Source organism: Mycobacterium sp. (assembly GCF_019247615.1).
Lineage (GTDB): Bacteria > Actinomycetota > Actinomycetes > Mycobacteriales > Mycobacteriaceae > Mycobacterium.
This window is the reverse complement of record NZ_JAFBAT010000083.1, coordinates 1-10824: the sequence shown is the minus strand read 5'-3', so window position 1 is coordinate 10824 and position 10824 is coordinate 1. Positions and strand designations below refer to the sequence as shown.

Below are 10824 nucleotides of genomic sequence, written 5' to 3'. Positions count from 1 at the left end.
GCACCGTCAGTAGCGTCGCACCCGACGAGCGGTCGGCTCCCGAGCACGACGAAGCCGCCTTCACCAGCCACCGGCCGCTGGACTACGTGCCGGGCATTTTGCTGCTGATCGCGGTGGGTGTGCTGGGCAAGTACGCCCAGATCTGGTGGAACACGCTGGCCAAACACCACCACTGGACCGTGCCCGACATCGAGTATGTGTTGTGGGCCATCCTGATCGGGCTCGTCATCACCAACACCGTCGGTCTGCATCCGGTTTTCCGGCCGGGCGTGCTGACGTATCAGTTCTGGCTCAAGGTCGGGATCGTAGCCTTGGGCTCGCGGTTCGTCCTCGGTGACATCGTCAAACTGGGCGCCACCAGCCTGGTCCAGATTCTGGTGGACATGGCGGTCGCCGGAACCATCATCCTGGTGGTTGCCCGCGCCTTCAGGTTGTCCGGCAAGCTGGGCTCGCTGCTCGCGATCGGCACCTCCATCTGCGGGGTGTCGGCGATCGTGGCCGCCAAGGGTGCAATCCGGGCGCGCAACGCCGACGTCAGCTATGCGATCGCGGCAATCCTGGCGCTGGGCGCGGTGGGGCTGTTCGTCTTACCGCCGCTGGGTCACGCGATCGGGCTCAGCGATTACCAATTCGGGCTCTGGGCGGGCCTTTCGGTGGACAACACCGCCGAGACCACCGCGACCGGCTATCTGTTCTCCGACCACGCCGGCAAGATCGCCGTGCTGGTGAAGTCGACGCGCAACGCGCTGATCGGATTCGTCGTCTTGGGTTTCGCGCTGTTTTGGGCGGCACGCGGGCAGGCCGACCAGATCGCTCCCGGCATCACGGCCAAGGCCGCGTTCGTCTGGGAGAAATTCCCCAAGTTCGTCCTCGGGTTTCTGGCGGTCTCGGCGATCGCGACCGCGCACTGGCTGACCAAGGGCCAAACGACCAACCTCGCCAACGTGTCGAAATGGGCTTTCCTGCTGACGTTTGCCGGCGTCGGGCTCACCACCGACATCCGCCAGATCGCACGCACCGGATGGCGGCCGCTCGTTGTCGCAATCATCGGACTCACCGTCGTTGCATCGGTCTCGCTCGGACTGGTGCTGCTGACGACCGACGTATTCCATTGGGGTGTCGGGCGTTAACAGCCCGACGTCGACATCAGCACCAGCTCCCATGAGTGACCAGGGGCTAACGCGACGGGGACGACGATGAACCCGTTTGACGAGGCGCCCGGTGGCCCTACGCGACTGCCTGTAGTCCCTCCGCGCCACATCTAGCGCGGTCCTAGCAGCCCGGGATAAGCGGTTAAGCGCCGTCGTGCGGCGAACCGATGCGACGGAAGCATGTCTTATAGTGGGGCTATGCAACGGGCCACACAGCCGCGCTATACCCTTTCGCGCCGCCTCACCGCGGACTGTTGTTGTCGTTGTTGTTGATTCCTGACGCCTTGCGACGCTCAAGTAATCACCGCGTTTGGCGCCAGATGGGGGCAATCGGCGCCGCTGACAAGCCTTTCAGGAAGATCAATCGCCAATGACAGTGTTATGTATTCCATCGCTTGGCAGACGGACGAGCCCGGTACCGACCTAACCGACACCGTTAAGGGACTTTCATGAGCATCGCAGAGGACGTCACACAGCTAGTCGGAAACACACCGCTGGTGCGGCTGCGCCGGGTCACCGAAGGTGCCGTCGCCGACGTGGTCGCCAAGCTGGAATTCTTCAACCCGGCAAACAGCGTCAAGGACCGCATCGGGGTCGCCATGCTCGACGCGGCCGAGCAGGCCGGCCTGATCAAAGCTGACACCATCATCCTGGAGCCAACGAGCGGTAACACCGGCATCGCGCTGGCGATGGTGTGCGCGGCGCGCGGTTACCGATGCGTGCTGACGATGCCGGAAACCATGAGCAACGAGCGACGAATGTTGTTGCGTGCCTTCGGTGCGGAGCTTGTGCTGACGCCGGGAACCGAGGGGATGGCCGGTGCCATTTCCAAGGCCGAGGAACTCGCCAAGAGCGATCAACGCTATTTCGTGCCACAGCAGTTCGAGAACCCGGCAAACCCGGCGATACACCGCAAGACCACTGCCGAGGAGGTGTGGCGGGACACCGACGGCAACGTTGACATCTTCGTTTCCGGTGTGGGCACCGGCGGCACCATCACCGGCGTCGCGCAGGTGATCAAGGAACGCAAACCATCGGCACAGTTCGTGGCCGTCGAGCCCGCGGCGTCCCCGGTGCTGTCCGGGGGCCAGAAGGGGCCGCATCCGATCCAGGGCATCGGCGCCGGGTTCGTGCCGCCGGTTCTCGACATGGACTTGGTCGACGAGGTCGTCACCGTCGACAACGACGAAGCGTTCGATATGGCCCGGCGACTGGCCCGGGAGGAGGGGCTGCTCGTCGGCATCTCGTCGGGCGCCGCGGTCGTCGCCGCCCTGAAAGTGGCCCGTCGCCCTGACAACGCCGGCAAGCTCGTCGTGGTCGTATTGCCCAGCTTCGGGGAGCGCTATCTGAGCACGCCGCTCTTCGCCGACCTGGCGGACTAGTCATGCTCGCGGCCATACGGCAGGACATCGAGGCGGCCAAGAAGCGGGACCCCGCCAGGCCCACTACCCTGCAGGTCATCTTCGCCTACCCCGGCGTGCACGCCATCTGGGGCCACCGGATCAATCACTGGCTATGGCATCGCGGCGCCCGGCTGGCGGCGCGCGTGTTCGCTGAAATCACCCGCATTCTCACCGGTGTGGAGATCCACCCCGGCGCCATCCTGGGCCCCGGCCTGTTCATCGACCACGCGACGGGCGTGGTGATCGGGGAAACGGCCGAGGTGGGCCAGGACGTCACGCTCTACCATGGCGTCACCCTCGGTGGCAGCGGCAGGGACACCGGGAAGCGTCACCCGACTATCGGGGACCGGGTGGTCATCGGCGCCGGCGCCAAGGTCCTCGGCGCAATCAAGGTGGGCGATGACAGCCGGATCGGGGCCAACGCCGTCGTCGTCAAGGAGGTGCCGTCGAGCTCGGTGGTCGTCGGGGTCCCCGGGCAGGTCATCAGCCGTGCCGGCCGCGGCACCCCGGACGACTCGATGATGCCGGACCTCGTGGGCGTCAGCCTGCAGTCTTTGCTCACCCGGGTGGCCAAGCTGGAGGCATCCAGCGACGGCCCGCAGAACGGGCGCGTTATTCGGCCACCCGAAGCCGGCGTGTGGCACGGCGAGGACTTCTCCATCTGAGTCCAGTTGCGGCCGACCGCTAGCGTGACCTTCAGCCGCTCTTCAAGGTGCGTTCACTGCGCTCAGCGAGACCGGCGTTACCGTGACGCCGTGGGCCGGACCATCAGACGGAGGTTGTGATGAGCGATCCCTGCACGCCGCGCATCCCGCCGGCATTGGCTGCGCCGAGTCTGAACCGCGGCGTCGGATTCACCCACGAGCAGCGGCGACGACTGGGTCTCACCGGGCGCCTGCCGTCGGCGGTGCTGACGCTCGACGAACAAGCTGACCGCGTGTGGCGCCAATTGCAAAGTATGTCAACGGATTTGGGCCGTAATCTGCTGCTAGAACAACTGCACTACCGTCACGAGCTCCTCTACTACAAAGTGCTGGAAGACCATCTGACCGAGCTGATGCCGGTGGTGTACACGCCCACCGTCGGTGAGGCGATTCAACGGTTCTCCGACGAATACCGCGGGCAGCGCGGGCTTTTTCTGAGCATCGACGAGCCGGACGAAATCGCCGAGGCCTTCGAAACGTTCGGGCTCGGCCCCGACGACGTCGACCTGATCGTCTGCACCGACGCCGAAGCAATTCTGGGCATCGGCGACTGGGGCGTGGGCGGGATCCAGATCGCCGTAGGCAAATTGGCCCTCTACACCGCGGGCGGCGGCATCGACCCCCGTCGTTGCATCGCCGTGTCGCTCGATGTGGGAACCGACAACGAACAGCTGCTGCAGGACCCGTTCTATCTGGGCAACCGCCACGCACGGCGCCGCGGCGAGCAGTACGACGCGTTCATCAAGCGCTACATCGAGACCGCCCACCAGCTTTTTCCGCGAGCGATTCTCCATTTCGAGGACTTCGGGCCGATCAATGCGCGGAAGATCTTGCAGGCCTACGGCAACGATTACTGCATCTTCAACGACGACGTCCAGGGAACCGGGGCCGTGGTGGTGGCGGCCGTGTACGGCGGATGCCATGTCACCGGCGTGCCGCTGCGGGACCAAAAAACGGTCGTCTTCGGGGCCGGGACGGCCGGCATCGGCGTCGCCGATCAGATCCGCGACGCGATGGTGGCCGACGGCGCCACCCCTGAACAGGCCGCATCGCAGATCTGGCCGATCGACAAGCAGGGCCTCCTCTTCGACGACATGAACGACCTGCGGGCGTTCCAGGTGCCCTATGCGAAGAACCGCCACCAGCTGGGCGTGTCGGGCGAGGATCGGGTTGGACTGGTCGACGCGATCAAGCTGGCATCGCCGACCGTTCTGCTGGGCTCGTCGGCAGTGTTCGGCGCGTTCACCCAAGAGGTCGTCGAGGCGATGACCGCCTCCTGCGAGCGCCCGATGATCTTTCCGCTGTCCAATCCCACCTCGCGGATGGAGGCCATGCCCGCCGACGTGCTTCAATGGTCGGGCGGCAAGGCGCTGATCACTACCGGCACACCGGTCGCCCCCGTCGAATACAACGGGACCGTCTACAGCATCGGCCAAGCCAACAACGTGTTGGTGTTCCCGGGAATCGGGCTCGGCATCATCGTTGCCCGCGCCAGGCTGCTGACCCCGGGCATGCTGCAGGCGGCGGCGAGAGCCATTGTGCAGCAAGCCAATCCGACAAGCGTCGGAGATTCGCTGTTGCCGGATGTACAGAACTTGCGCGACATCTCAACGGCGGTCGCCGAGGCCGTCTATCACGCGGCCGTCGACGACGGGGTGGCCACCACGACGCACGACGACGTCCGGCAAGCCGTCCTCGACACCATGTGGCGGCCGCGGTACGACTAAACGTGATAGTGGTTGCCGTCCAGGCACGTTGAAAAGGCCGCCCGGTTGGGTACTCGGTACCGGTAAATTGAGTGGCACCAACAGAACAGTGGTGAAAACTTGAGCGGTTATCAGACCTTGGTGGTCGGCACCGACGGGTCGCCGACGTCCTTACGCGCGGTCGACCGCGCGGCCGAGATTGCCGCCCGATCGAACGCGAAGTTGATCATCGCGACTGGGCATTCGCGGGGCGACTCCGCGGCGCGCAAATCGTCGGCGATCCTACGCGAGGCGAGCGACCGCGCCCACGGAGCCGGAGCAGAGAATGTCGAGGAGCGGCCGGTTCGGGGCGCCCCGGCAGAGGCGCTGGTGAGGGTCGCCGAGGAGGTTCAGGCCGACCTGCTGGTAGTCGGCCGGTTGGGTCTGGACCCGATCATCGGCCGGATGTTCTCCGTCCCCGGCGATGTCTCCCGCAGGGCCAAAACAGACGTGCTGATCGTCCACACGACCGGCTGACTGATGAACGACACCCCCAGAGGCACCGTGCGCCGCTCTACCGAGGGCGCGCTGCTCGTGCGCGAATCCCGCGGAGACAAGTTGGGCTGGAAGCTGGTGCCGTCACAGTCCGAGCACTGCGTGTTCTTCGGTGATCACGAGATCGACGTCCTCTGGCTCGAGTGGCCGATCATCTGGTGCCCGGATGCGACGTTTCATGAGCAGGACAACATCCGTCGCGCTCAAGGCCGCCCGGCCTGACCATTTCCGGATCGCTGCTCGGGTGCAATGATCGAATCGCAGCACTGCGAAGGGGATGCGATGAGTACATTCAACATCACCTTGCCACGCGGAATAGCCGCCCTCCTCGTCGGCCTGGGCGCCGCATCGATGGCCGGAGGGCTGATCGCCGCCGCGCCGCCTGCCCAGGCGGGCTGCGTCTATGGAGGGTTCGGGATTCTCAGCAAGTGCGACGGACCACTGCAGCCCGACGGCACCTGGCAGCGGTGCGTGGCCTTTCCCCAGCGGGTGGGTAGTGGCGCCAGCTCTTACCTCATGCCCGAGAGGCGCTGCGATGTGATGGGCCCCGACCAGCATCCCGGGGATCTGGGCTTCGCCGACCCACCCACGCACATCGAGTGAGCCACGGCCCAGCTCTCCTGGGGCCCGGCCGGCCCGAACTCGTGCGCACACCACTGGCTTCAATGCCACAGCTGGTGAGCGCGTCTGACCTGCTCCCCCGGGAGGACTCGAACCTCCAACCCTTCGGTTAACAGCCGAACGCTCTGCCAATTGAGCTACAGGGGATTAACTCGATCGCGGGACGACTCTAGCGTACTGGCATACCGACACCAACCAGCGGGAGTACGGCATCTTGGTGCTCGGCTCGCGGCGCTCACCAGGTAAGGCGCCCACGCGGTGGACCCGTGAGGCAGGATGGAGCCAAGATCGTCGGGAGGAAAGCTTTGATCCGGTATCTCGTTGTGCTTGGACTGGGTTATGTGCTGGGCTCGAAGGCCGGACGTCGCCGATACGAGCAGCTTGCCGGCACCTATCGCGCGCTGACGGGCAGCCCCGTGGCGAAGTCGATGATCGAAGGGGGGCGCCGCAAGATCGCGAATCGGATATCCCCCGATACGGGTTTCGTGACCGTGGCCGAGATCGACGGGCAGACGGCAGTCATGGGCCGCGGCGGGGAGCAGCCGGTCGATGCGGCCCTCACACCGTCAGATCGTCTCCGCTAGCCTGCTCCAACAGGCTTCGCCGATACGCCTCCATGGCGACCAGGTCACCGAACAGCGCGTGATACTCGTCGCCCTGTTCGATGGGCGACATGCGCTGCAACTTGGACTTGACCTCGGCGATCTGCCGGCCCATCCAGACCTCCTGCAGCCGGGCAAGCACGCCGGCGATATAGCGCGGCAGCTTCTCGTCCTCAACCGCGATGGTCTCGACCCCCAGCTCGCTGATGAGGCCCGCGGTCAGCGCGGACGTGGTTTGCTGGCGCACCGCATCGATCCACTCCGCCCCGGTGACACCAGTCGACGTACCGCCGGCCGCCTCGAGCGCCGAGCGCACCGCGGCGTAGCCGGGGTGAGTGAAGCTTTCCACGGTCAGCGTGTCGAACACGGGCCCGGCCAGCGCCGGGTACTGCAGCGCCGACTTGAGCGCCTCCCGCTGGGCCCACAGGGTCGGATCACGCGGATCGGGGCGGGTGGCGGCGGCCTCGGCCGGGCGCGCGGCAGCGGGCTGCTGGGCCGCCCGGCGGGAAGCCGCGTGCCCGGCCCCACCCCGGGCCGGGGACTTTGACCTCTTCGACTCGCTTCGCACCCGGTCGATGACTTGCGCGACATCGTCCCAGCCGACCCAGCCGGTGAGCTGCCGGGCGTACTCGTCGCGCAGGGTGGGGTCCTTGATGCGACCCACCATCGGTACGCAGCGCCGCAGGGCTGAGACCCTGCCCTCGGCGCTGTCGAGGTCTATTTCGGCAAGGGTGGCGCGAATTGCGAACTCGAACAACGGGGTTCGCCGGGCCACCAGGTCGCGAAGAGCGGCGTCGCCGGACTTCAGGCGCAAGTCGCAGGGGTCCATGCCGTCTGGAGCGACGGCGACGAAGGACTGCCCGGCCAGGTTTTGCTCGCCGTCGAAGGCCTTCAGCGCCGCGGCGCGACCGGCCGCGTCACCGTCGAAAACATAGATCAGTTCGCCGCGAAAGAAGCTGTCATCCATCATGAGTCTGCGCAGCATCGCCAGGTGCTCGTCGCCGAACGCGGTGCCGCACGACGCCACCGCCGTGGTGACTCCAGCCAGATGCATCGCCATCACGTCGGTGTAGCCCTCGACGACGACGGCCTGGTGCCCCTTGGCGATGTCGCGTTTGGCCAGGTCGATCCCGAACATCACCGACGACTTCTTGTACAACACTGTCTCGGGGGTATTGATGTACTTGGCCTCCATCTGGTCGTCGTCGAATATCCGACGCGCCCCGAACCCGATCACTTCGCCGGCCGATGTGCGGATCGGCCACAGCAGACGCCGGTGAAAGCGGTCCATCGGGCCCCGGCGCCCCTCGCGCGACAGCCCAGCCGCTTCCAGCTCTTTGAACTCGAAACCCTTGCGCAGCAGATGCTTTGTGAGTGAATCCCAGCCGGACGGGGCGAATCCGCAGCCGAAATGACGGGCCGCGGCGAGATCGAAATTGCGCTCGGTCAGGTACTGGCGCGCCGGTGCCGCCTCGTCGGACTCCAGCGCGGCCGCGTAAAACTCCGCGGCCGCCGCGTTGGCCCCGACGAGCCGGCTGCGACTGCCGCGATCCCGCTGAACGCTGGTGGCCGCCCCGGTGTAACTGATCGTGTGGCCGACCCTGTCGGCGAGCAGTTCAACCGCCTCCACGAAGGTGACGTGCTCGATCTTCTGAACGAAGGCGTAGACGTCACCGCCCTCGCCACAACCGAAGCAGTGGAAGTGGCCGTGGTTGGGGCGGACATGGAACGACGGCGACTTTTCGTTGTGAAAGGGGCACAGTCCCTTGAGCGAGTCCGCGCCGGCGCGTTTCAACTGGACGTAGTCGCCGACGACTTCCTCGATCCGGGCGCGTTCGCGGATGGCCGCGAGATCACGATCGGAGATCCGGCCAGCCACCGCCCCAGTGTAGGACGACGGCGTCGGCGGGCCCTCTCGCTTCGCTTCGACAGGGCGGATCCGGCTAACCGGTCCCGATGACGCCGCAAGCCATCCGCTCCATCGGCATGGCGCTGTTGTCGGCGGCGTGGATCATCAAGGCGGTCTTGTTAGCTCCCAGCAGCTCGTCCCTGGTGAACCCATCGGTGGTGGTCACCAGATACGCGGAGCCGTCCTGGCGCACTTCGAGCATCGTCAGGGCGCCGCTTTCGGGTTTCCCGGTGTGTCCGGGCGCCTGGTAGGGGTCACCGGCGGACATGAAGTTGCCTGGAGGACCCCCGGTAGGAGCGACCGAGTTGGGCTCGCATTTGCCGATCGCGTGCACATGCATCTCGTGAAAACCGGGCGTCAGGATGCCCGCCGCGACCGTCTTGACGGTGACGGTGGCGTAGCCGTTGCTGAAATCGAAAGTGGCAGTGGCCACTTGGCGTCCGTCGGCCGTTTTCAGTTGAGCCGTGAGCGAATCCCCGCCGGCCGGCGGGCCGGCCGCCGACGACGCGGGCGCACCGCTGGCGACCGGAGGTGTGGTGCCGGTCTGAGTGCTCGCATGCTGAGGCGAACTGCAGGCACTCATGGCGACAACGGGAACCGACAGCAAGAGGTTGACGGCGGCGCTGAGTTTGGTCATGCCGGTAACGCTAACTCGTCACTTGGCGGGCGTCGATGCGTTCCAGGCGACCTTCCGTGTAGGAAGCGATCTGGTCGACGATGACCCGCAGCCGTGCGCGGTCGTCGGCCGCGGTAACGAACGAAGCGGCAAACATCGGGTCGAGCGTTCGCGGGGCGCCCGTGTACAGCCAATGCGCCACCCGATGGATGCGTTCGCGTTGTCGGGCCTGCGTTTCCAGGTGCCGAGGGTCGGACATGATGAACTGCAGGGCAAGGATTTTCAAGAGGGCGACTTCAGCGCGCACGAGATCCGGCACCTGCAGGTCTGCCCGGTAGCGCACCAGCGGACCGGGGCCCGCGGCCGCGCGCGTCGTCGCGATGGCGGCCGAGGCGAACCTGCCCACCAATTCGCTCGTCAATCGCTTGAGCGCGACCGACGCGGCCAGTGTGGCATCGTACTTGCCGACCGCGGCGACGACCGGCAGACCCGACAGCCGCCGCGCGGCCGCGATGAAGTCGTCCGCACTCACTCGGGAGAATTCGCTCTCCCCCAGTGTGGCCAACGCGCTCGCCTCGTCGTCGTCGCCGAGGACCCGCAGGTCAATGCGTTGCGAAACGACGCCGTCCTCGACGTCGTGCACCGAATATGCGATGTCGTCCGCCCAATCCATCACCTGGGCTTCAAGGCACATCCGATCGGGGGGCGCGCCGGTACGGACCCAGGCCGCGGGCTCTCGGTCCTCCTCATAAAAACCGAATTTGTCTCGCCCTTGACGCCGCATCCACGGATACTTGGTGACCGCGTCCAGGGATGCCCGAGTCAGGTTCAGTCCCGCGCTATTTCCTTCGGCATCAAGCACTTTGGGCTCAAGACTGGTCAGGATCCGAAAGTTCTGGGCATTGCCCTCGAAACCGCCATGGGCGGCCGCGAATTCATCGAGGGCGCGTTCACCGTTGTGCCCGTAGGGCGGGTGCCCGATGTCGTGCGCCAGGCCGGCCAACTCCACGACATCAAGGTCGCAGCCCAGCCCCACCGCCATCCCCCGTCCGATCTGGGCCACCTCCAGCGAGTGGGTCAGCCGCGTGCGCGGAGTATCACCCTCCCGAGGCCCGACGACCTGCGTCTTGTCCGCCAGCCGGCGGAGCGCTGCGCTGTGTAACACCCGGGCACGGTCTCGGGCGAAGTCGGTTCGGTATTGCCCTTCCGTGCCGGCGAGCCCCGCGGTCTTCGGCGGCTCGCGCACTCGCCGTTGGCGGTCGAAGTCGTCGTAGGGGTCCTGCTGGTTTGTGTTCGCCTTCGTAATCACCGCAGCACAGTCTGCCAGGGAACTGCCTGCGAAGGACGCAACTGCCCCCGGGCACCGAGTACCCGGGGGCAGTCACGCAATGTCAACAGCAGCGGCGGGGCGCACCAGGAATCAACGCGCAGCCGCTAGCCGTTTCTTTTAGGCCCAGCTGGAGCCGACGGCGCTGTCGGTGCTCGCCATGTTGCTGCCGGCGGTCTGCACCTTCTGGCCGTGAGCGTTGGCCTGCTCGTAGATCACCTGGAAGTTGCGACCCAACTGGGTGATGAACT

General features: G+C 66.1%; 11 protein-coding genes, 1 tRNA gene and 1 pseudogene. 8 read left to right on the top strand and 5 right to left on the bottom strand.

What is annotated here, in order from left to right; all coding sequences use genetic code 11:
• The 7 genes from JO059_RS05940 to JO059_RS05910 all read left to right on the top strand — a co-directional run.
• Positions 1 to 1130: YeiH family protein (locus tag JO059_RS05940; RefSeq protein ID WP_293315176.1), on the top strand; the 1130-nt coding region annotated here is incomplete at its 5' end.
• Positions 1131 to 1600: 470 nt separating this feature from the next.
• A complete protein-coding gene (gene cysK, locus JO059_RS05935) occupies positions 1601 to 2533 on the top strand; it encodes a cysteine synthase A (protein WP_293315175.1) in 933 nt (310 codons plus the stop codon).
• A gap of 2 nt (positions 2534 to 2535) precedes the next feature.
• Positions 2536 to 3219 carry a serine O-acetyltransferase gene (gene cysE, locus JO059_RS05930; RefSeq protein ID WP_293315174.1) on the top strand — a complete coding sequence of 228 codons (684 nt, stop codon included), beginning with the start codon at positions 2536 to 2538 and terminating at the stop codon, positions 3217 to 3219.
• A gap of 119 nt (positions 3220 to 3338) precedes the next feature.
• Positions 3339 to 4985, top strand: a complete 1647-nt coding sequence (locus JO059_RS05925; RefSeq protein WP_293315173.1) for an NAD-dependent malic enzyme — start codon at positions 3339 to 3341, stop codon at positions 4983 to 4985.
• A gap of 99 nt (positions 4986 to 5084) precedes the next feature.
• Positions 5085 to 5480: a universal stress protein gene (locus tag JO059_RS05920; RefSeq protein WP_293315172.1), complete on the top strand. Its 396-nt coding sequence runs from the start codon at positions 5085 to 5087 to the stop codon at positions 5478 to 5480.
• 3 nt (positions 5481 to 5483) lie between these two features.
• Positions 5484 to 5720: a hypothetical protein gene (locus tag JO059_RS05915; protein ID WP_293315171.1), complete on the top strand. Its 237-nt coding sequence runs from the start codon at positions 5484 to 5486 to the stop codon at positions 5718 to 5720.
• A 129-nt stretch (positions 5721 to 5849) separates the two neighbouring features.
• On the top strand, positions 5850 to 6101 hold the full coding sequence (locus JO059_RS05910; protein ID WP_293315178.1) for a hypothetical protein: 252 nt from the start codon (positions 5850 to 5852) through the stop codon (positions 6099 to 6101).
• A gap of 92 nt (positions 6102 to 6193) precedes the next feature.
• On the opposite strand, the gene JO059_RS05905 is transcribed toward JO059_RS05910, so the two are convergent.
• A tRNA-Asn gene (locus JO059_RS05905) sits at positions 6194 to 6266 on the bottom strand.
• 158 nt (positions 6267 to 6424) lie between these two features.
• Between JO059_RS05905 and JO059_RS05900 the strand changes: the two genes are divergently transcribed.
• Complete coding sequence (locus JO059_RS05900; RefSeq protein WP_293315177.1) at positions 6425 to 6703, top strand: hypothetical protein; 279 nt, start codon at positions 6425 to 6427, stop codon at positions 6701 to 6703.
• Here the strand turns inward: JO059_RS05900 and dnaG are convergent.
• From dnaG to JO059_RS05880, 4 genes and pseudogenes are all read right to left on the bottom strand, one after another.
• The gene (dnaG, locus tag JO059_RS05895; RefSeq protein WP_293315170.1) at positions 6678 to 8600 is read right to left on the bottom strand and encodes a DNA primase; all 1923 of its coding nucleotides are present in this window, start codon (positions 8598 to 8600) and stop codon (positions 6678 to 6680) included. The genes JO059_RS05900 and dnaG overlap by 26 nt on opposite strands.
• A gap of 64 nt (positions 8601 to 8664) precedes the next feature.
• Positions 8665 to 9267, bottom strand: a complete 603-nt coding sequence (locus JO059_RS05890; RefSeq protein WP_293315169.1) for a superoxide dismutase family protein — start codon at positions 9265 to 9267, stop codon at positions 8665 to 8667.
• A 10-nt stretch (positions 9268 to 9277) separates the two neighbouring features.
• Complete coding sequence (locus tag JO059_RS05885) at positions 9278 to 10555, bottom strand: deoxyguanosinetriphosphate triphosphohydrolase (protein WP_293315168.1); 1278 nt, start codon at positions 10553 to 10555, stop codon at positions 9278 to 9280.
• 138 nt (positions 10556 to 10693) lie between these two features.
• A pseudogene (locus JO059_RS05880) lies at positions 10694 to 10824 on the bottom strand (type VII secretion protein EsxI); the annotation flags it as partial.

Coding starts and splice junctions, on each gene's coding strand:
- JO059_RS05890 (WP_293315169.1), bottom strand. CDS start 9,267: ATGACCAAACTCAGCGCCGCCGTCAACCTCTTGCTGTCGGTTCCCGTT.
- JO059_RS05910 (WP_293315178.1), top strand. CDS start 5,850: ATGGCCGGAGGGCTGATCGCCGCCGCGCCGCCTGCCCAGGCGGGCTGC.
- cysE (WP_293315174.1), top strand. CDS start 2,536: ATGCTCGCGGCCATACGGCAGGACATCGAGGCGGCCAAGAAGCGGGAC.
- JO059_RS05925 (WP_293315173.1), top strand. CDS start 3,339: ATGAGCGATCCCTGCACGCCGCGCATCCCGCCGGCATTGGCTGCGCCG.
- JO059_RS05915 (WP_293315171.1), top strand. CDS start 5,484: ATGAACGACACCCCCAGAGGCACCGTGCGCCGCTCTACCGAGGGCGCG.
- cysK (WP_293315175.1), top strand. CDS start 1,601: ATGAGCATCGCAGAGGACGTCACACAGCTAGTCGGAAACACACCGCTG.